The organism is Amycolatopsis sp. lyj-23 (genome assembly GCF_046549135.1).
GTDB lineage: Bacteria > Actinomycetota > Actinomycetes > Mycobacteriales > Pseudonocardiaceae > Amycolatopsis.
This window is the reverse complement of the sequence record NZ_JAJPWN010000029.1, coordinates 22,429-42,806: the sequence shown is the minus strand read 5'-3', so window position 1 is coordinate 42,806 and position 20,378 is coordinate 22,429. Positions and strand designations below refer to the sequence as shown.

At 73.5% G+C, this 20,378-nt stretch carries 17 protein-coding genes; 9 read left to right on the top strand and 8 right to left on the bottom strand.

Features of this window, described 5'->3' with window-relative positions:
• Nucleotides 1–200 precede the first annotated feature (200 nt).
• Nucleotides 201–368: a hypothetical protein gene (locus ACLJPY_RS47205; RefSeq protein ID WP_410597546.1), complete on the top strand. Its 168-nt coding sequence runs from the start codon at nucleotides 201–203 to the stop codon at nucleotides 366–368.
• 48 nt (nucleotides 369–416) lie between these two features.
• Here the strand turns inward: ACLJPY_RS47205 and ACLJPY_RS47200 are convergent, their stop codons facing one another.
• The 5 genes from ACLJPY_RS47200 to ACLJPY_RS47180 all read right to left on the bottom strand — a co-directional run bounded on the left by ACLJPY_RS47200 (nucleotide 417) and on the right by ACLJPY_RS47180 (nucleotide 5,062).
• Nucleotides 417–1,352, bottom strand: a complete 936-nt coding sequence (locus tag ACLJPY_RS47200) for a quinone oxidoreductase family protein (RefSeq protein ID WP_410597545.1) — start codon at nucleotides 1,350–1,352, stop codon at nucleotides 417–419.
• A 6-nt stretch (nucleotides 1,353–1,358) separates the two neighbouring features.
• On the bottom strand, nucleotides 1,359–2,219 hold the full coding sequence (locus ACLJPY_RS47195) for a dioxygenase (protein WP_410597544.1): 861 nt from the start codon (nucleotides 2,217–2,219) through the stop codon (nucleotides 1,359–1,361).
• An 11-nt stretch (nucleotides 2,220–2,230) separates the two neighbouring features.
• Nucleotides 2,231–3,025 (bottom strand): citryl-CoA lyase, encoded by a 795-nt coding sequence (locus ACLJPY_RS47190; RefSeq protein WP_410597543.1) that lies wholly within the window; start codon nucleotides 3,023–3,025, stop codon nucleotides 2,231–2,233.
• Nucleotides 3,018–4,175, bottom strand: coding sequence for a CaiB/BaiF CoA transferase family protein (locus ACLJPY_RS47185; protein WP_410597542.1), 1,158 nt, complete (start codon nucleotides 4,173–4,175; stop codon nucleotides 3,018–3,020). Before ACLJPY_RS47185 ends, ACLJPY_RS47190 begins: the two co-directional genes overlap by 8 nt.
• A 77-nt stretch (nucleotides 4,176–4,252) precedes the next feature.
• Nucleotides 4,253–5,062 (bottom strand): IclR family transcriptional regulator C-terminal domain-containing protein, encoded by an 810-nt coding sequence (locus ACLJPY_RS47180; protein ID WP_410597541.1) that lies wholly within the window; start codon nucleotides 5,060–5,062, stop codon nucleotides 4,253–4,255.
• Nucleotides 5,063–5,195: 133 nt separating this feature from the next.
• Between ACLJPY_RS47180 and ACLJPY_RS47175 the strand changes: the two genes are divergently transcribed.
• Both ACLJPY_RS47175 and ACLJPY_RS47170 read left to right on the top strand, forming a co-directional pair.
• Nucleotides 5,196–6,620 carry an amidohydrolase family protein gene (locus ACLJPY_RS47175; RefSeq protein WP_410597540.1) on the top strand — a complete coding sequence of 475 codons (1,425 nt, stop codon included), beginning with the start codon at nucleotides 5,196–5,198 and terminating at the stop codon, nucleotides 6,618–6,620.
• Nucleotides 6,621–6,634: 14 nt separating this feature from the next.
• Nucleotides 6,635–7,129, top strand: a complete 495-nt coding sequence (locus ACLJPY_RS47170) for a hypothetical protein (protein ID WP_410597539.1) — start codon at nucleotides 6,635–6,637, stop codon at nucleotides 7,127–7,129.
• A gap of 13 nt (nucleotides 7,130–7,142) precedes the next feature.
• Here ACLJPY_RS47170 and ACLJPY_RS47165 read toward each other — a convergent pair whose 3' ends face one another.
• Nucleotides 7,143–8,633 (bottom strand): right-handed parallel beta-helix repeat-containing protein, encoded by a 1,491-nt coding sequence (locus tag ACLJPY_RS47165; protein ID WP_410597538.1) that lies wholly within the window; start codon nucleotides 8,631–8,633, stop codon nucleotides 7,143–7,145.
• 593 nt (nucleotides 8,634–9,226) lie between these two features.
• Between ACLJPY_RS47165 and ACLJPY_RS47160 the strand changes: the two genes are divergently transcribed.
• On the top strand, nucleotides 9,227–10,039 hold the full coding sequence (locus tag ACLJPY_RS47160) for a hypothetical protein (protein ID WP_410597537.1): 813 nt from the start codon (nucleotides 9,227–9,229) through the stop codon (nucleotides 10,037–10,039).
• 59 nt (nucleotides 10,040–10,098) lie between these two features.
• Here the strand turns inward: ACLJPY_RS47160 and ACLJPY_RS47155 are convergent, their stop codons facing one another.
• On the bottom strand, nucleotides 10,099–11,010 hold the full coding sequence (locus ACLJPY_RS47155) for a hypothetical protein (RefSeq protein WP_410597536.1): 912 nt from the start codon (nucleotides 11,008–11,010) through the stop codon (nucleotides 10,099–10,101).
• Between the two features lie 8 nt (nucleotides 11,011–11,018).
• Nucleotides 11,019–11,573 (bottom strand): hypothetical protein, encoded by a 555-nt coding sequence (locus tag ACLJPY_RS47150; protein ID WP_410597535.1) that lies wholly within the window; start codon nucleotides 11,571–11,573, stop codon nucleotides 11,019–11,021.
• A 180-nt stretch (nucleotides 11,574–11,753) separates the two neighbouring features.
• On the opposite strand from ACLJPY_RS47150, the gene ACLJPY_RS47145 reads away from it, so the two are divergent.
• The 5 genes from ACLJPY_RS47145 (at nucleotide 11,754) to ACLJPY_RS47125 (ending at nucleotide 20,342) form a co-directional block, all read left to right on the top strand.
• Complete coding sequence (locus ACLJPY_RS47145; RefSeq protein ID WP_410597534.1) at nucleotides 11,754–12,413, top strand: DUF4255 domain-containing protein; 660 nt, start codon at nucleotides 11,754–11,756, stop codon at nucleotides 12,411–12,413.
• On the top strand, nucleotides 12,410–14,386 hold the full coding sequence (locus tag ACLJPY_RS47140; protein WP_410597533.1) for an ATP-binding protein: 1,977 nt from the start codon (nucleotides 12,410–12,412) through the stop codon (nucleotides 14,384–14,386). Before ACLJPY_RS47145 ends, ACLJPY_RS47140 begins: the two co-directional genes overlap by 4 nt.
• Before the next feature lie 103 nt (nucleotides 14,387–14,489).
• Nucleotides 14,490–15,212, top strand: a complete 723-nt coding sequence (locus ACLJPY_RS47135) for a DUF4157 domain-containing protein (RefSeq protein ID WP_410597532.1) — start codon at nucleotides 14,490–14,492, stop codon at nucleotides 15,210–15,212.
• A 16-nt stretch (nucleotides 15,213–15,228) separates the two neighbouring features.
• Nucleotides 15,229–19,755 (top strand): hypothetical protein, encoded by a 4,527-nt coding sequence (locus ACLJPY_RS47130; RefSeq protein WP_410597531.1) that lies wholly within the window; start codon nucleotides 15,229–15,231, stop codon nucleotides 19,753–19,755.
• A complete protein-coding gene (locus tag ACLJPY_RS47125; protein WP_410597530.1) occupies nucleotides 19,752–20,342 on the top strand; it encodes a HEAT repeat domain-containing protein in 591 nt (196 codons plus the stop codon). The genes ACLJPY_RS47130 and ACLJPY_RS47125 overlap by 4 nt, the downstream gene beginning before the upstream one ends.
• Nucleotides 20,343–20,378 lie beyond the last annotated feature (36 nt).

Genomic DNA, 20,378 nt, shown 5'->3' with positions numbered 1-20,378 from the left:
GACGGACCCGGCGGCAACGCTGCGCTGCCTTCCGCATGGGCCTGGAGGGGTTGAACGACCGCGCCGGTCCGTGCCGAGGGCTCCGGCTGCAGAGACCCGTAGAGACGCCTGGCAGGCCGAGCGGCCGCGGATTTCCCGGTTCGGAAGCGGTTTGGAAGCCGGATCCGACACAATGCCGGGGAACGCGAAGGAGCTCAACGATGAACCGTGCTGCAGCTGCCGCTCTCCTCACCGCGGCCGCGCTCGCCGTGCTCGCCCCGGTGGCGTCCGCGGCGAGCGGACCCCCGAGCGACCCGTCGCCGGTCGGCGGGGTGGGAAGCGGTCCCTACATCGGCGACGTGCCGAAACCCGGCCCTGGGGGCCACTGATCACCGGCGTGCCGGAACCCGGCCCCGGAGGCACCTGACCACCGGGGCTCAAGGCACCAGCACGACGCGGCCCGGGCTGCTCCACGCCCGGGCCGCGTCGCGCAGCGGGACGCGCTCGTACCCGGCCGTCAGCGCACCCGCCATCGCCTGGGCCACCACCGTCAGGAGCGCTTCACGGCGCTCGCCGGGCGTCAGCTCGTTGTTCGTGTACCCGTGGATGCGCAGCGACCGGCTGCGCAGCAGCGCCGAAGGGACCGGGCACACCTCGCCGGCCGCGCTGCCGAGGTTGACCAGCCGGCCGCCCGGGCGCAGGGTGTGCAGCGCCGCCGCGGCCGGGAGCCCGCACAGCGGGTCCAGCACCAGGTCCACCGGCCCGGCCGCCGCCCCGAGCCGCTGCGCCAGCGCCTCGGTGTCTTCGCCGTCCTCCAGCCGGACCGTGGCGTCCGCGCCCAGCCCGCGGGCCCGCTCCAGCGCCGCGTCCGACCGCGCGCACGCCACCACCCGCCCGGCCCCGGCCACCCGCGCCAGCTGGACGGCCGACTGCCCGACCACCCCGCCCGCGCCGAGCACCAGCACCGTCTCACCCGCGGCCAGCCCGCCCGTGCGCGTCTGGCACCGCCACGCCGCCACGGCCGAGAGCCCGAGGGCCGCGACGAGCGCCTGATCGGCCCCGTCCGGCAGGTCGACGACGTCGCCGGACGCGGCCACGGCGTACTCGGCCATGCTCCCGTCCCCGGGTCGCATGCCCGCGGCCGTCGCGAACCAGACCGGCCTCCCCGCCACCTCGCCCACGCCCTGGACTCCCGGCACGTACGGGGTCGCGGGCACGCCGAAGTAGGACGTCCCGGACGCGCACAGCAGGTCGAGCGGGGTGATCGGGGCCGCCGTCACGCGGACGGCGACCTCACCGGGCCCCGGTGCCGGTTCCGCCCGGACGGCCACCACCGGGGGCCGTCCGGGCGTGCGGATCTCGGCCGCGCGCACCGGCGGTCAGACCGGCTGCAGGACGAAGTCGTACCGCGCTTCGAGCCACGGCTGCGCCGATTCGCCGCCGTCCGGCGTCGGCCCGGGTTCGCGCGGCTCGAAGGCGACCACCAGCTCCTGCTTCGTGCCGAACACGACGTCGCTGTCCAGGTACTGCGCGCCCTCCTGGAACAGGTGCGTGATCAGCGGCTCGTAGCCGGCGGCGTTGATCAGGAAGTGCACGTGGGCGGGCCGGAAGTGGCTGATGTCGGTGCCGCGGACGAGCGCGCCCACCGGGCCGTCCATCGGGATGGAGTAGCCCTTCGGCGCGATCGTCCGCACGCAGTAGGTCCCGTCGGCCCGGCTGGTGTACTTCGCCCGCAGCCGTGCTTCGTCGACCTCGGGGAGCTGCGACTCGTACGCGCCTTCCTCGTCGGCCTGCCAGACGTCGAGGACCGCCCCCACCACGGGAAAGCCGTCCAGGCCGCGGACCGCACCGGTGATGTAGAGCGGGGTGCCGGGCAGGCCGTCGGACATGTCACCGCCGAACCCCTTCTCCGGCGAACCGTCGATGTGGAAGGGGCCGAGCACGGTGGCCGGGGTCGCCTTCGCGTCGAACTCGTGGTTCATCTCCACCACCAGCATGCTCAGGCCGAGCACGTCGGAGGCGAGGATGAACTCCTCCCGCTTCTCGTTGCTGATCTGCCCGGTTTCGGTGAGCCACCGCATCGCGGCCATCCACTCGGGTTCGGTCAGCCGCACTTCGCGGGCGAAGGCGTGCAGGTGGCGCACGAGCGCCGCCAGCACCTCCGCCGTCCGCGGGTCGTGCGCGCTCGCCCAGCGCTGCGCGGCGAGCTCGGTGATGTTGTCCTCGGTGACCAGCTGCATCGGCGTTCCTCTCACGCGTGCGGATCCGGTGGGACCGATCGGTTGTTCAGGTCGACCGACAGGAAGATGTCGTTGGCGACGGGGTGGCGCAGCTCCTCGGCGAGCTGGCCGATCAGCCCCGCGGTCCTGGCCAGCAGCGCGAACCCGCGCAGCAGCTCCAGCGGCAGCCCGAGGTCGGCGAGCGCGGCGCCGCAGACGCCGGCGCCGTTGAGCGGCAGCGTCTTGCCCAGCACCCGCGGGTGCACCCGGCCGATCGCGGCGAACAGCTCCAGGTGCGGGCCGCGCAGGCCTTCCTCTTCGGCGATGGCGAACAGCCGCCGGGTGCGCGGGTCCCCGGCCTTGTGCACGTGGTGCCCGAGGCCGGGGACGAACTTCTTCTCCGCCCGGCACTTCTCGACGGTGGCGAGCGCGAGCGCGTCCCACCCGTCCTGGTCTGCCGGAGGTTCGTCCACTTCGGACAGGACGTCGTGCAGGAAGCGGCCGCAGTCCTCGGTCACGCCGAGGAACCGTGACCCGCCGCCCAGCAGACCGGCCGCCAGTGCGCCCTGGACGGAGTCCGGCGCGGACAGGTAGGTCAGCCGCGTGACGATCGCCGTCGGGGTGAAACCGTGATCGGCCAGGGCGGCCAGCACCGCTTCGAAGACCCGCGTTTCCCCGTGCGACGGACGTCGCTGGGCCGCCAGCCAGAAGGCGAGCTCGCCGAACCCGACCGTGCCCATCACGTCCTCGGCGAGGTCGTGCCCGAGCAGGGTGATCTTGTCCGTTGTGGACGCGCCGAGAGCGGTTTCGTAGACCGGGTCAGCCATCGGCGGCCGCCGTCAGCCAGGCCCGCAGTTCGGTGCCGTGTTCGTCGAGTTCCGGCGGCGGCAGCCGATAGCCGGCCGGGGTCGCGGAGAACCGGATGGGGTGGCGGGTCGTCGGTACCGCGCGGTCACCTTCGCCGACCTCGACGACCGGGTCCAGCCCGAAGCGCTCGGCCATCGCGAACCCGCCGTCGATCGTGTTGATCGGTCCACACGGGACACCGACCTTCGTCAGCGCGTCGAACCACTCCACCGCACCGCGCTTCGCGAGCCGTTCGACGAGGATCGGCCGGAGCTCTTCGCGGTTCTTCGTGCGGTCGGCGTTGCGGGCGAACCGCGGGTCGTCCGGGACGCCGGGCAGGTCGAGCACCTCGCACAGCCGGCGGAACTGGCCGTCGTTGGCCGCGGCCACGATCAGGTCGGCGTCGGCCGTCGGGAGCGGCTCGTAGGGGAACACGCTGGGGTGGGCGTTGCCCATCCGGTACGGCACGACGCCACCGGCGGCGAAGGCCGAGCTGTGGTTGACCAGGCCGGTCAGCGCCGAGGACAGCAGGTTGACCTCGACGTGCTGGCCCTCGCCGGTCGCGTCGCGGTGGCGCAGCGCGGCCAGGATGCCGATCACCGCGTGGTTGCCCGCCATGACGTCGAACACCGAGATCCCGGCCCGGTACGGCGGCCCGTCCGGATCGCCGGTCAGGCTCATCAGGCCCGAGATCGCCTGCACCATCAGGTCGTAGCCGGGCACGTGCGCGCCTTCGCCCGCCCCGAACCCGCTGATCGAGGCGTAGACGCTGCCGGGGTTGGCCCGGCGGACCGCCTCGTGGTCCAGGCCGTACTTGGCCAGCCCGCCCGGCTTGAAGTTCTCGATCAGCACGTCCGCGCGGGCCGCCAGCTCGCGGGCGACGACGGCGTCGGCCTCCTCGCGCAGGTCGAGCGCGATGGACCGCTTCCCGCGGTTGACACCCAGGTAGTAGGTCGAGACGTCGCCGCGCACCGGCGGCATCCACGTGCGCGTTTCGTCGCCCTGCGGGCCCTCGACCTTGACGACGTCGGCGCCCATGTCCGCGAGCAGCATCGTGGCGTACGGGCCGGCCAGCACCCGGGAGAAGTCCGCGACCAGCAGCCCGGACAGCGGGCCGGTGGGGGAGTCCAAACCGTTTCCTCGCCTTCTGTCCGTCAGACGGACTGTTGTCCGTCAGTCTGCGACAGGGCTGGGCCGCGGTCAAGGCGTCAGGAGACGGCGGGGACGGTCACGTGCGGGACGGCGTCCAGGCGGGCGAAGTCGGCGCTGATCTCCCCGGCCGTCTGCAGCAGCAGCGGCAGGTGGTGCTCCAGCAGCCGCTCGACCGGGGTCTCGGCGGCGTGGCAGTTGACGTTGAGGCCGGCGACCACCCGTCCCGACCCGTCGCGCAGCGGCGCGGCCACCGACCGGATGCCCAGCGCGAGCTGCTCGTCGGTCAGGGCCCAGCCGCGGGCGCGGACCTCGCGCAGCTCGGCGTCGCGCTCGGCGCGGCCGGGCTGCCAGCGGGGGACCAGTCCCGAGCGGGTCGGCTCGGCGAGCACCGCCTCCAGCTCGTCCGGCGGCAGCGCCGCCAGCTGCACCTTGCCCAGCGAGGTCGGCAGGGCCGGGAACCGGGTGCCGATCTGCACGCTCAGCCCCACGATCTTCGGCACCGCCACCCGGGCGACGTAGACGATGTCCGAGCCGTCGAGCTGGGCGATCGAGCACGACTCGTTCGTGCGTGCGACCAGGTGTTCCAGGTGCGGGCGGGCGACGTCCCACAGGCCGGTGGAGCGCACGCAGGCGACGCCGAGGTCGAGCACCCGCGGCGTCAGCGAGTAGTCGCGGCCGTCCGTGCGGACGTACCCGAGCTCCTCCAGCGTCAGCAGGATCCGGCGCGCGGTCGGACGGGCCAGCCCGGTGGCGGCCGCGACCTCGGCCAGCGTCATCGCGCGCCGGTCCGGCCGGAACGCCGTGATCACCTCGAGCCCGCGTGCCAGCGCCTCGATGAAGTCGGGACCGGTTCCCTCGCGTGGCATGCGCGACCTCCCTCTCAAGTGGTCCTCCCCGGCAGCGTAGCGGCGGGGATTGACACCGGCGCGGCACTGGACGAAGGTGACGTCACCCTTCAGTTGTCCGTCCAGCGGACAAGTGTACGCAACGGAGGAAGCCATGTCCGGATCGATCGTCCTGCGCGGCGGCACGGTGCTGACCCTCGACGACGCACGCCGCGTCCTGCCGGGCGAAGACGTACTGGTCGAGGGCGACCGCATCACCGCGATCGGGCCGGCGCTGGACGTGCCGGCGGGGACGACCGAGATCGACGCCGCCGGCGGCATCGTCATGCCGGGGATGATCGACACCCACCGGCACCTCTGGCAGACCGCCATGCGGGGGTACGGCGCCGACTGGACGCTGACCCAGTACTTCGTCTGGTACTACCTCGAGTGGGGCAAGGTGTTCCGGCCCGAGGACATCCACGCCGGCAACCTGCTCGGCGCGTGGGAAGCCCTGGAGGCCGGGGTCACGACCACCGTCGACTGGTCCCACGGCCTGCGGACGACCCAGCACGCCGACGCGGCGGCCGACGCGCTCGAAGCCGTCCCCGGCCGGTTCGTGCTGGCCTACGGCAACATCCAGGACGCCCCGGCGAACTGGACGGGCACGCGGGAGTTCCGCGACTTCGTCTCGCGGCGCACGGGCGGCGACGGTGGCCTCGAGGGGTTCCAGCTCGCCTTCGACGTCACCGGCGACCCGGCGTTCCCCGAGAAGCCGGCGTTCGAGGTGGCCCGCGAGCTCGGCGTGCCGGTGACGACGCACGCCGGGGTGTGGGGCGCGACCGGCGACGACGGCATCCGCCTGATGCACGACCACGGGTTCATGACCCCGGACACGATCTACGTCCACGGCGCGTCCCTGTCGGCGGACTCCTACCACCGCATCGCCGCCACCGGCGGCTCGGTGTCCGTCTCGACCGAAAGCGAGCAGAGCGCCGGCCAGGGCTACCCGCCGACCTGGGCGCTGCGCAAGTACGGCATCCCGGTGTCGCTGTCGATGGACACGTCGGTGTGGTGGAGCGGCGACCTGTTCTCGGCCATGCGCGCCACCCTGGGCGCGGACCGGTCGCGGGAGCACCTGGAGGCCCACGCCGAAGGCGAGACGGTGACGCACGCGGCGCTGCGCGCGGCGCAGGTCGTCGAGTGGGCCACCCGCGGCGGGGCCGCCGCGCTGGGCCGCCCGGACCTCGGCAGCCTCGAGATCGGCAAGAAGGCCGACGTCGTGCTGCTGAAGAACGACGACTCGCCGGTGTCCTTCCCGCTGCTGAACCCCTACGGCCACGTGGCGTTCCAGGCCCAGCGCGCCGACGTCCACACCGTCCTGGTCGGCGGCCGGGTGGTCAAGCGCGACGGCCGCCTGGTCGGCGCCGACCTGCCCGCCCTCCGGCGGCGCGTGGAGGAGACCGTCGGCTACTTGCGCGGGCAGCTGGGGGAGGAGGCCTGGCGGCAGGGCATGAACCCGGACGTCCCGGAGACCAAGGTCCTCGACAACCCCTACACCTACACCGACTACCGGAGCGATCGCACCCACGGCGGCTGAGCTACGGTTTCGCCGTGGTCCAGGTCTTCGTCCAACCCGCGTACGGCACCGCGGACGCCCGCCGGTACGGCGCGGAATCCCTGGAGCGGAGCGTGGCCTTCCGCGAACTCGCCGAGCTGCTCGACCCCGCCGACCTCGCCCGGCTGAACGCCCTGCACCCGGGCGGCCGGGCGCGGTTCTGGGGCGCCAAGGACAAGTACGACCGCCGGATGGACACCGTCACCACCGGCGACGTCGTGCTCTTCACCGGCCGCAAGCTCGTCCAGGCCACCGCCGAGGTGGGGCACGGGTTCCGCAATCCGGCCTTCGCGCGCCGCCTGTGGAACCCGGACCCCGGCAAGTGCCTCTTCAGCAACGTCTACAGCCTCCGCCGCTACCGGCGCGTCGAGCTGCCCTACGCCGCGATCTGGGCCCTGCCCGGTTTCAACCCCGGCGACAACTTCATGGGCCTGCGGTTCCTCGACGAGGCCAAGTCGGCCGCGGTGCTGGGGCTGCTCGCCGCGCGCTGAGCCGCGCACGGCCTCAGCAGCGCGGCATCACGTCGTCGAAGGACGCGCAGTTGTCCTGGTCCCACGGGGTCGACTGCCACTGATCGGCCGTCAGGATCCGGGACGTGTCGCCCGCGACGAACTGCCACGGCCCGTAGTAGGCGTTGCTGAACCAGTAGTTGCCCTGGTCGTGGGTGATGGCGTCCTGCACGGTCGTGCCCTTGTACGGCGACCAGCTCGGGTACGTCCCGTAGTTCGACAGCAGCGCCATCTTGCCGCAGGAGCCGTTCGTGCAGCCGGCGCGGACCGGGTCGAAGCGGAACGTGTTGTCGTGCACCTCGACCAGCTGGGTCTTCCAGCGGCAGTCGTCGAACAGCGGCGGGTCGGCGATGCTCGGCGCCGAGCACTGCGTCCGGTCGGCGACGAGCTTCGTGCAGGTGTTGATCGAGGTGTTGGCCGGGCTGTTGCAGAACCGGTCGGCGTTCTCCCAGGCCGTGATGCCGGACCAGTTGTCCTCGAAGGTGTTGTCGTAGACGTCGATCAGGTGCGTGCGGGCCGGCACCCGCGGCTCGCCGCCGGACTCGGACAGGTAGACGCTCGCCACCGGGAAGTTGTCGCCGCGGTCGGCCCGGCGCTTGCCCGCGACCAGGCTGTTGCGCCGCAGGACGTTGTCGCGGAACACGAGGTTGTAGCTGATTTCGTAGAACAGCGCCTCCGCGTCGTTGTCCTCGATGAGGTTGTTCTCGATGAGGAAGTCGTTGTTGTCGGTGTCGGCCCAGAGCCCGGCGCCGTGGTTGTGGTGGATCCAGTTCCCGCGGACGTCGGCCTTGTCGACCACCCAGAACTTGACCCCGCCGCTGCACCCGCAGCCGGGGCTGCGCGTTTCCCAGTCGTCGGTGTTGTTGCCCGCGATTTCGTTGCCCTCGATGACCAGCGCGGTGATCGTGCTGTCCGATCGGTAGGCGTTCATGCCGTATTGCCCGTTGTTGCGCAGGCAGCTGTGCCGCACCTCCTGGCGTGCGCCTGCCATGATTCCCGCGCCTTTGTTGTTCTGCACGGTCGTGTTTTCGATGATCCAATGCTCGCCGGAATCGTGGTTCACCACGCCCTGGTCCTGCGGGGCGACGAAGTTCTGGATGGTGAGCCCGCGGATGACGACGTCCTTGGCCTGCTGGGTGAACGCCGCCCGGTTGATGCCCTGCCCGTCGAGCACCGCGCCGGGTGCGCCGAGGTAGACGTCGCCGTCCTTGGGGATGACCTGCCCGAACGGGTCGGCGGCCAGCGTGTGCGTGCCCGCGGGCAGCCAGAACGTCGTGCCGGGCGGCGACTCCTGCGACTTGTGGTAGAGGTCGCCGGGCACCGCGGCGTCGACGGTGACCGCGCCCGCGGGCGCGGTCGTGTTGGCCAGTGGCTGGTGATCGCACACGGGGCCGGGCGTCACCGCGGCCGCGGACACCGCCGGGGCGAGCGGCACGGCGAACGCGGCCAGCAGAACGACAGCCAGAATGGATCTGATCGGCGACATGCGGTGAACCTACGCAATTGATCGCGCGACGGCTTGGTCCGATCGAGTCGATTACGACGCTTTCCGGGTGTACCAGGTAACGCAAAATGCAGTGATTACTCCACGACTGTGAATACCGTGGGAACAATCGGTGGACGGTTCTGTTACCGTGGTCCGGCGGTCGCCCCCGGCCGGAATTCCCCGCCGGGGCCGGGTCCCGGCGCTCCCGCCGGGGCGGTGGCGGTGGGCCGGCTGCCGCGGCCGGGTCGGCCGAGCGGCCGAGCGCGGCGGCGGTCGGCCGGCGGAGTGCCCGCCGGAGCCCCGGCGGCCGCCCCGCGTGTTATCCGGCTAAACGGAGAACTACCTGAGCGAGTGATTTCACCCCATCCATTCCGGCCGCACCCACGGCGGCGAACTAGGCTAGTCCGACCCCATTTCGGATCTGTCCTCCACATGGCGGTTCCCGCACACCGATCGGGTATTTGCCCAGGTCAACGCCCCATGCCGAGGGCGCGTGACCGGTAACGTGACCTATCGGACAGAACTTCTGCCCCGGCGTACGGGCCCCGATTGAAACCCGGCCGCCGCACTCAGGAAGGGAACCCCGAGAAACCATGTCCACATTGCGACGACTGGCTGTCGCCGGCGCTTTCGCGCTGCCGCTTTCCCTCGTCATCGCCGGCCCGGCGACCGCACATCCGTTCGGCGGGCCGCAGGGCACCTGGAACGCCGAAAGCTCCGCCACCTGGGCCGGCATCGGCGGTGCGGGCACCACCGACACCGACGAAGGCGGGACCTGGTGGGGAAACCACCACTGGTCGGAGTCCGAGTCGGCCGTGGCCGGCATCGGCGGCGCCTACGTCACGCACAACGGCGAGTCCGGCGACGACGGCTGGAACCCCGCCTGGCACCACACGGTGCACGGCACCTGGCACGACCAGGACAACGGTGACTGCGACGACTACGACGGCAACGGCTACCACTCGGGCGACTACGACGACAGCCCGGCCGTGTCGCACCACTACGTCGTCAGCCACCCGGACCCGGTGAACCAGGAGCCGGCCGGCTACGTCGTGCACCCGGTGTACAGCACCGACCACGACAACGCCGACAACGTGGGCTACTACGCCGAGACCCACTCGGCCGGTGCGGACGGCGCGACCACGGGCCACGTGATCAGCCACGCGGGTGAGCACCACGCCGTGTACGACGCGGAGAAGCTGTCGGCCGGCCCGTACGGCGCATCGTCGGAGGGTGCGCACGCGCTGGCCGTGCCGGACCACGCGGCTTACCACGCCTGGTACACCGCGGCCGGGGTGAGCGGTGCGGCGGCGCACTCGGTCACCGCGGTGGCCGACACCACGGACGACGACAACGTCTGGGCCGAGCACCACGCCGGCGACGACTACGCCTACGACCGGGGCTGACCTCCCGATCGAAGCCGAAGCTGAGCGAGCCGGGTCCGCACTCCGCGGACCCGGCTCGCTCAGCACGGGGCGTCCGGGTCCGTGGCGGGGGTGAACTCCAGCCGCAGGGCATCGGTGCGCGGCAGCACGACGGCGGTCCCGTCGGCCTTGTGCCACTGCACGGGCAGCAGGAAGTACTGGCCGCCGGACTGCAGGATCAGCTTCAGCCCGGTGTACCGGTAGTGGTAGGCGCTGTCGGGGTTGCGGCAGGTCGTCTCACGGACGCCGGGTGCCGTGAGGTTCAAGCTCTTGGCGCTGTAGAGCACCGTCTCCGGCGGGACGGCCAACGTGCCCTCGATCTCGATGGCCCGGCCGACGCCGACCGAGGCGGAGTAGTCGGCCACCGCCCAGAAGAGACCGACGCTGACCAGCACGAACGCCGCCGGCAACTCGACGGTGGCGAACGCGGCCGGCCGGGGCCGCGGGGTCCGTGACGCGGGCATCCGCGAGGCGGCCACCAGGAACAGGACGCCGAGGGAGAGCCCGGCGCCGGGCACGGCGTACGAGGTGGCGAAGGCTTCGGGGTGCACCACGCCGACGCCCGCCACCACGACGCCGGCGAGCCCGCCCACGACCGCGACCGGGGTGGCCGCGCGCAGCAGCCGCTGCCAGGCCGTCTCGGCGAGGCGGGCGCGGAGGAAGCGGTACACCCACAGCAGCACCAGCACCGCGGCGAGCACGACGGCGATCGGCGCGAACAGGCCGTCCGCGCTGCGGACCAGGTAGTCCTGGGCGGTCAAGCCCATGGTCGAGAGCGGGACGCCGAAGTAGTCCAAGAGCCAGTTGGCGTGCTGCCTGCCGAAGAAGAACAGCAGGCCGGTGAGCACGGTGGTGGGCGCGATCACCGAACCGAGCAGGCGCACCGCCTTCGACGGGCTTTCGGGCGCCGCTTCCGCCCGCGGGGGCCGGAGCGACCGGAGCCGTTTCGCCATGGCCGCCGCTAGCCGGTCGGCGACGGTTCGGTGAAGCCACCGCAGGGATCGGTGAGCACCACGGTGATCGTGTCGCCGCGGTAGATCGGCACCGACTGGACGATCCGCTCGACCGTGCAGTCCTGGTTCGGGTCCGGCGGTCCTTCGACGGTTTCCCGGATGGTGACGCAGAGGGTGCCGCCGCATTCGTCCGCCAGCTGCGCCCTGGTCAACGGCCCGGTCTGGGCGTAGGAGCTGCCGACGATGTCGATGGGCGCGGTCCGCACGGGCGATCCCTTGGCGGGCGGTTTCGCGGTCGTGGGCGTGACCTTCGGCGGCTTGCGGGACGTCTTCGCGCTGGTGGGGGCCCCGGTGGCCCGGGAGGCCGGAGCCGACGGTCCGGCCGCCGAGGTCGGCGTGGCCTGCGTGGCCGAGGTGACGGCCGGGTCGACGGCGGAGGCGGTGGTCGCGATCCCGGCCGCGGTTCCGGCCGGGGCGGAGACCGGCGGGCCGGGGGCAGGGCCGCCGCAGCCGGCCACCAGCAGGCCGATGGCCAGTGCGGTCGGGCCGGGGATCCGTCGCATGCCGTCACCTTCGTTCGCTCGCCCCGGTAGTCGTCCGGACACCGGAGCCGGTTACAAGATCGCGGCTGTCGCTGCCCTTACGGGCAGCCCGGCGTACCCGAAGGTTTGCCGCTGCGCGGGTGGCCGGGGCGGGCGCCCGCGATCATCGTGGAGGCACCGCCAGTGCGAGGAGGTCCGCCGGTGATCCACGAGGTCGACGAGGCGCTGCGCCGGCTGGTGAAGGACGAGGCGCTGCGCGGCAGCGAGGTCGACGTCGCCTTCGACGCGCCCACCAAGGACTGGGCCGCGCGGCGCAACGCACCGACGGTGAACATCTACCTCTACGACGTGCGCGAGGACATGCGGCGCCGGTCGCGCGGGCTGCTCAACGAGTACGACCAGCGCGGCGAGGTCGCGGCCCGGCACCTGCCGCCCAAGCACGTCAAGCTGTCCTACCTGGTCACCGCGTGGACCCAGCGCCCGGAGGACGAGCACCGCGTGCTCTCGGACCTGCTGCTGGGCCTGCTGCGCTACGAGGCCGTGCCGGCGGAGGTGCTCACCGGGTCGCTGGCCGAAACCGGGCTGCCGGTGCCGATGACCGTCGCGCTGCCGCCGCCGGAGGACCGGGCGTTCGCCGACGTCTGGACCGCGCTGGGCGGGGAACTCAAGCCGTCGCTGGACGTCGTCGTGTCCGCGCCGATCCACAGTGGACGCATCTACCCGGCCGGCCCGCCCGCCAAGGAAGGCCTCAAGATCGACACCGGCGACGGCGAGCTCGTCGGGCACCACGTCGCCGGGACCGGCGCGGTCGAGGGACAGCGCCGGGTCGCGATGGCACGCACCCACCGGAAGCCGCGGTGAGCCTGGAGCACCTGTTCGAGCGGCTGGCCCGGCTCGAACAGCGCATCCGCGACGCCGTCGGCAGCCGCCGCGCGGCCGACCCGAACCCGGACGACCCGTTCCGCGGCCTCTACCTGTCCGACGAGACGATCGACGCGCTGCTGGAAGGCCACCGCGAGCCGTTCGGCCCGTTCGCCGACTCCGTGCCGGGCGGCAGGCTGGCGCCGCTCGCCGAACGCGCCGGCCTCACCGGGGTCGACGTCGAACTGCTGCTGGTCGCGCTCGCACCCGACCTCGACAGCCGGTTCGAGCAGTTCTACGGCTACCTCAACGACGACGTGACCCGCCGCCGCGCGAGCGCCGGGCTGGCGCTGCGCCTGTGCGGGATCCCCGAGGCGTCGGCCGCCGGCCGCGCCCGGCTCGACGCGGACTCCCCGCTGGTCGCCTGCGGCCTGCTCACCGTGGGCGAAGACGAGCGGCCGTTCCTCTCGCGGACGCTGCGCGTGCCCGACCGGGTGGTGAACCACCTGCTCGGCGACGACCGGCTCGCCCCCGAGCTCGCCGGCTGCGCCCACCTGGGCACCGAGCTCGTCGAAGTGCCGGGCCGGGACCGGCTCGCCCGGGCCATCCGCGGCCGCGTCGGGCTGGTCTACCTGAAGGAACAGCCCGGCGGCGGCGCCGAAGAGCTCGGCGTCGGCGCGCTCGCCGCGGCCGGCTTCCCGGCGCTGGTGGTGGACGCGGCGCGCTGGCAGGCCGAGCCCGCGCTCACCGCGTCACTGCGGCGGGAGGCGTTGCTGCGCGGTGCCGGCATCGTACTGGGCCCGGTGGCGGACCCGCAGCCGGCGGACCTGGCGCACCCGGCGATCCCGCTGGTGGTGCACGGGACCGTGACCTGGGACCCGCGCTGGAGCGCGACACCGCCCCTGCAGCTCGACGCGCTGCCGCTCTCCGGCGCGGACCGCGCGGAACTCTGGCGCAGCCGCCTCGACGGCAGGCTCGCCCCGGACGTCGACCCCGGGGAGGCCACCGCGCACTTCGTCCTCGGGCCGGGGCAGATCGAGCGCGCCGCGAAGGCGGCGACCGTGACCGCACTGGCCGACGACGGACTGGTCCGCACGTCCCACGTCCGCGCGGGCGCCCGCAGCCAGAACGCCGCCGGCCTGCAGCGGCTCGCGCGGCGGATCGAACCGGCCGTCGGCTGGCCCGACCTGGTGCTGCCGGCCGGCGTGCTGTCCCTTTTGGACGAACTGGCGGCGCGGGCGCGCTACCGCGACCAGGTGCTCGACGAGTGGCGGATGCGCCCGGGCGGTGGGCGCGGGCGGGGCGTCACCGGCCTGTTCGCCGGGGATTCGGGCACCGGCAAGACGATGTCGGCGGAGGTGATCGCCGCCTCGCTCGGGCTGGACCTCTACACGGTCAACCTGGCGACCGTGGTCGACAAGTACGTCGGCGAGACGGAGAAGAACCTCGAGCGGATCTTCACCGAGGCGTCCGGGGTCAACGGCGTCCTGCTCTTCGACGAGGCGGACGCGATCTTCGGCAAGCGCTCCGAAGTCCGCGACGCGCACGACCGGTACGCCAACATCGAAAGCGCGTACCTGCTGCAGCGGATGGAGACGTTCGACGGGATCGCCGTGCTGGCGACCAACCTGCGGGCGAACCTCGACGAGGCGTTCACCCGCCGGCTCGACGTCATCGTCGACTTCCCGCTTCCGGACGTGGCGCTGCGCCGCCGGCTGTGGGACCGGTGCCTGGGCACCCGGCTGCCGCGCGGGGCGGACCTGGACCTGGGGTTCCTCGCCGAGGCCTTCGAACTGGCGGGCGGGCACATCCGCTCGGCCGCGGTCACCGGTGCCTACCTGGCCGCGGAGGCGGGCCGCCCGGTGGCGATGAGCGATCTGGTCGGCGCGGTCGCGCGCGAGTACCGCAAGCTGGGGCGGCTCTGCCTCGACCGGGAGTTCGGGCCGTACCTGGCCATGGTGACGGACGGCTGAACTGCCCGAAGGGGCAGCGTTCGCCGCCCGTCCGGACGGGCCCCGCAGCCTGGTGCGCGACGCGGCCGCGGGGCAAGCTTGACGGGCGGTGGAGGGAGCGGACATGCGCGGGCACAGCCACGAAAACGACGTCGAACCGACCCTGCGGCCGAAGGGCGACCGCATCGAGCGGGACGACCACGACCTCCTCGGCCGGGCGGCGGCGGCCGGCCGCACGGACGTCCTGGGCCCGGCGGGCGTGCTCGGGCTGCAGCGGGCGGTGGGCAACGCGGGAACGGCTTCGCTGCTGGAGGAAGAGCGTTCCCCGGTCCACGACGTCGTCGGTTCCGGCGGCGGCACCCCGCTGGACGCCTCGACCCGCGCGGACATGGAGAGCCGGCTGGGAGCGGACTTCTCCGACGTCCGGGTGCACACGGACGGCGCCGCGCACGACTCGGCGAAGTCGGTGAACGCGCAGGCGTACACGGTGGGGTCGGACATCGTGTTCCAGCGGGACAAGTACGACCCGGCGTCGGAGCCGGGCAGGCACATGCTGGCGCACGAGCTGACGCACGTGGTCCAGCAGCGGAGCGGGCCGGTGGACGGGACCGACGCGGGCGGCGGGGTGAAGGTGTCGGACCCGTCGGACCGGTTCGAACGCGAGGCGGTCGCGAACGCGGACCGGGTGATGTCGGCGCCCGTTGCCGCTCCCGCCGTGCAGCGGTGTGCGGACGGCGAGGCCCACGTCCAGCGCGAGGGAGCCGCTCCGGCGCCCGAGGAGGAGACCGCGCAGACGTACGTGCAGCGGGAGGAAGAAGCGCCAGAAGAAGAATCCGCGCCGGAATAGCCGGCCGAGCCGACTGATGAGCCAGGCGCGCTCGACCGAACCCGAACCGGTGGCCGCCGCCCGGCCGCCGGCTGCCGCCCGCGCGCGGCACACCGACCCGGCGCGGGAAACCGGGCGACCGGCCGACCGGTCGCCGTCCGTCCCGCGCTCGTCCGCGCGTTCGTCCCCGCGCTCGTCGCAGGCCGAGCCGGCGCCGGGCGTCGCGGCGCTGCTGGGCCTGCAGCGCGGGGCGGGGAACGCGGCCGTGGCCGGCCTGGTCCGCCGCGCCGCCGGGCAGCTCGCCCGGCGACCCGCGCCACGGCCGAAACCCCCGGACGCGAAGAGCACCGTGGCCGCCGGGGCCCGGCCCGCGGCTCCGGTCGCCGCACCTTCGGTGCCCACCCCCGCACGGCCGGCCGCGGAACCGGCTCCGGCACTCGACGAGGGTGGGGGCGTCGCCGAGACCGCACCCCAGACGCCCGCGCCCGGCCTCGGGGACGACGAACTGGCCACTTTGGACCAGCACGTGGATGCTCCGCCGGCTCAGGAGGCGGGCCCGGTGCAGACCGAGCCGGGCGGCGGCGTCTCCGGCTCCGGTGCGGGGCAGGCGGAATCGGCTCGGGCGGCGGTTTCGGTGGTGCAGGCAGAGCCGGGCGATGGCGGGAGCGCCCCTGAACTCGGGGCAGCGCAGCCGGGAGTCGCTTCGGGCGTCGAGGCGGAATCGGCTCAGGAGGCGGGCCCGGTAGCCCAGACCGAGCCGGGCGGCGGTGGGAGCGTTCCCGATCTCGCGGCGGCGGAGGCGGAAGTCGCTTCGGGCGCCGAGGCGGAATCGGCTCAGGAGGCGGGCCCGGTAGCCCAGACCGAGGCGGGCGGCGGTGGGAGCGTCCCTGATCCCGGGGCGGCGCAGGCGGAATCGGCTCAGGAGGCGGGCCCGGTAGCCCGGACCGAGCCGGACGAGGGTGGAAGCGTCTCCGATCTCGGGGCGGCGCAGGCGGAAGTCGCCTCGGGTGCCCAAGCGGAAGTCGACGCGGCCGGCGCGGACACCGGGCCCGAGCCGGAACCGGAGGCCGGCGGCGGAGGCGGCGGTGGGCCGATCGAGGAGCCTCCGGCTCCGGCGCCGCCCGACCTCGCCGGCGCACCACCGGAACAGGCCATGGCGCACCTCGGTGCGCTGCCGCCGGCGCAGATGGCCGCGACCATCGGCGGTGTCGAGGTGTCGGCCGGGGCGGCCGTCGCTCGCGAGCACGGCCGGCTGGCCGCCGGGCCACCCCGGCACACGCCGCTGGCCGCCACGACGACCCTGGCGGAACCGGCGTCGTCGCTGGTGCCCGCGAGCGGCGCCGCGCACGAGGCCCGCGTCGGCCGGGTGCCGTCGCGCGCCGCACGTCCCACGCCGCCGCCCCGGCCCGTTCCGCCGGCCGGTCCGGCCCCCGCCAGCCGGGTCACGGCACCGCCGTTGCCCGCGGCGCCCCAGGGCGGCCTGACCCGAACCGCCGCGCACGAGCTCGCCGCGTCGATCACCCGGCTCCCGGTCCGCGACCCGGGCACCCAGCTCACCCCCGGTGCGGCCCCGCGGGTGGCGCTGACCGGCGACGCCGATCCCGGCCAGGTCACCGCGCAGCAGGCGCAGCTGACCCAGGGCACCGCGGTGGCGCAGGGCGAGGGAGCCCGGGACGCGGGGGAGCCGCTCGGCGAGGACGCCGTGCACCCCACCACGGCCGTGGAGACGATGCGGGCCGAGATCCCCGCGGGCGCCGGCGGGACGGGCGCGGCCGGTCCGTCCGGCCCGGCCGCCGCGGAAACCGGCTCCGGCGCGGCGGATTCCGCCGTCTCCGCGGTCGCCGAAGAACAGGACGGCCCGCGGCTGCGCGCCGCGGCCGGGTCGGCGGCGACCGCGATGGCGGGCGCCCGGGCGGAGCACGTCGAGCAGGAGCAGGCCCAGCGCCGGCAGTCGGCCGAGCAGATCGCCGGGATGGAGCGCGAGCACGCCGAGGCCGAAAGCGCCGAGCGCACCCGGGTGCGCGGCGAGGTGGCCGAGCAGCGCACGCAGTGGCGGACCGAGCAACGCGCCCTGGTCACCACCGCGCACGCGGAGGCACAGACCGTGGTGGGCACCGCGGGGCAGACCGTGGACGGTGAGCGGCAGCGAGCCGAAACCGAGGCCGCCGAGCACCACCGGCAGGGCGAGCAGGAGGCCGCCGCGGCCCGGCAGGAAGGCGAGCGGGAAGCCGCGCAGCACCGGGCCGAGGGCCAGCGCGAAAGCGGCGGTGGCGGGTTCTTCGGCTGGCTCGCGTCCCGGGCGCAGTCGTTGTTCGACCGGGTCAAGCAGGGGATCACGGCGGCGTTCGAGAAAGCGCGTCAAGCCGTGCGGAGCGCGATCGAGAAGGCGCAGCAGCTCGCCACGGCCGTCATCGAACGCGCCCGGCAGGCGGCGGTGGCTGCGATCCGGCTGGCCGGCACCGCGCTGACCGCGATTGGCGACCGCGTCCTGGCCGGCTTCCCCGCCCTGCGTGACCGCTTCCGCGCCGCCATCCAGGCGCGGGTCCGCCAGGCCGAGGCGGCCGTGAACCGGCTGGCCGAAGGCCTGAAGTCCGGCGTGCGGGCGGCACTGGGCTTGCTCGGCCGGGGCCTGGCGGCGCTGCTGTCCGGTTTGGAGCGCGGTCTCAAGGCCGCGGTCGACGGCGTCGCCGCCACGGTCCGCGGCGCGATCGACGCGGCCCGGGCGGCCCTGCAGACGTTGGGCGCGTTCATGGCGATCGCCCGCGACGTCGCCTCGAACCCCGGCGCCTGGCTGCGCAACCTGGCGGCGTCGGTGCTGGACGGCATCCGCAACCACCTGTGGCAGGCCCTCAAAACCGCGGTCCAGCAGTGGTTCAACGACAAGGTCGAGCAGGTCCTCGGCCTGGGGCGCGCGGTCTGGAACCTGCTGACCCGCGGCGGCATCTCCCTGGCGAAGATCGGGCAAATGGCCTGGCAGGGCATCAAGCAGGCCATCCCGGCGGCTCTGATCGGCATCCTGGTGGAGAAGCTGGCGTCGATGATCATCCCGGCCGCGGGCGCGGTACTGGCGATCATCCAGGGCCTGCAGGCGGCGTGGGGCACGGTGAGCCGCATCCTCCAGGCGATCGACCGGTTCGTGGCGTTCTTGAGGGCGGTCAAGTCCGGCAACGGCGGCCAGGCGTTCGCGGCGGCGGTGGCGGCCGCAGCGGTGACGGTGATCGACTTCGTGTCCAACTGGCTGCTGGCCCGCCTGGCCCGCGGCGCTTCCCAGGTGGCGAACAAGATCCGCGACATCGCCCGCCGCATCGGCGCGGCGCTGAAGCGGGTGGTGACCCGGATCGGGGCGGCCTTGCGGCGGGTGGGGCGGCGGATCGGGGATCGGTTCCGGGCGTGGCGGGAGCGTCGTGGGGGCCGTCGCAACCGGGAGACTCCGGCGGACCGGCGGCAACGCCTCGAGGACCGTCTCGCCCGTGCGGCGCAAGCGATCGAACCGAAGCTGAACGGCCTGCTCGCGAAGGGCGTCGGACAGCTCGCGCTCCGGGCCCGGCTGCTGTACTGGCGGCTGCGGTACCGCCTCACCTCGCTCGATTTCCAGCGCAGCGGTGACAGCGCGGAGGTGTGGGCCACCATCAACCCGCGCCGGAAGGTGGCCAGGGCGACCGCGCTGTCTCCGGCCCAATTGCGCACCGTGGTCAACCAGGCCGTGGCCGATGTGCTCCGGGACCCGGAGATCAGGCGCCGGTTGAAGCCCATGCGGGCGCAGGCCGGGGAGAACCCGGACCTGCTGGACGTGTCCGGCGGCGAGGGCTGGGGTGCCGCGACGCAGTTCCTGCGGACGCAAGGGCGCCGCCGGCCGTGGTCGCGGGAGCAACGCACCGGCGTGCACGGTGAAGGAGCCAACGACCTGCTCACCCGGGAGAGCCGCTCTCCCTACGGCGGCCCGGCGAACGCCTACGTGCGAGGTCTGGGCAAGGGCAGTTACCCGGACATCGCCGCGGAGTTCGCCAAGACGGGCATCGACGACCGTCAGCTGGCCGCTCACCTGCACGAGTTCCTCCGGACGGGGGTGGCGCCGCGGGAGCTGACCGCCGAGCAGGCCGGGCTGCTGGGGCACGCGAGCTGGCTGATGTTCGCCCGGGAATCGCATCGGAACCGGCGGAACTACGCCATGGCGCCGATGACGGTCGAACTCGTCAAGAGCGGCGCCATGACCTGGCAGGAAGCCTTTGCCGCGCACGAGAGCGGACCCGGTCGTCGCCGGGGCGGCCGGGGGATGTTCCCCATGTCCATGGAGGGCGCCGAACGGGCGGCGCGTGAACTCAACCCCCAGGACGAGCTGATAGCGTTGCGGCGTCGCAACCAGCCGGCGCGCCAGGTCAGCCAGGAGACGCTCGACAACAGACGCCGCGATGCCCAGGAGCTCGAACGACGGGAGACCGCGTTGGTGACCATGTGGGTCAACATGCGGTTGGCTCGTGATCAAGGGCTGGTCGGGCTGAGCGCCCAGGCGATCGGCGATTGCATCCGGCGGATGCTGCGGGAGTTCTTCCGGAGGTCGGGATGAGTGAGCCGGCTCGGTCGCCGAAAAGCCGGATCGTGCTGCGCCCCGAAGTCACCCGTGAACAAGTGGAAGACGCGGCCCTCGACCTGGACTGGTTGTTCCTGCAGAACTGGCCGCGTGGCGAGGACCGGCCGTACGAGGACGTCTGGGTCGATCGCGACGAGCGGACGTGGATCCACTACGTCGAAGACCACCTCGTCGAGGCCCGTTACCTGGTCGTCAAGGGCGCGGACGTGCCGGCTGTGGAGTCGGAGGCGCGCGAGCTCTTGGCCGCCTACCGGCCGGAAGACGCCCTGCGTGCGTGGGATTCGGCGACGACTGCCGATGAGCGGGTCGAAGCCGTCCACCTCCTGGCTCTGACGGCCGATCCCGAAGACCGTTCCGGTTCGGTCGCGAAACTGCGGGCTGCGGCTTCGGACGACGTAACCGCCGTGCGGCGGGCACTCGTGCTCGTCACCACTTACGTCGGCTGGCCGGAATTGCGGCAGCTGCTGGAAGACATGACTTCGAACGATCCGGTCGAAGCGGTGCGGCAGGAGGCCCGTCTGGCTCTCGACGGGCTCGGATACCAGGACAGCCTCGAACGTTGATCCGGTGGCGCGAAGGCCGGCCGGATGCCTCCCGTG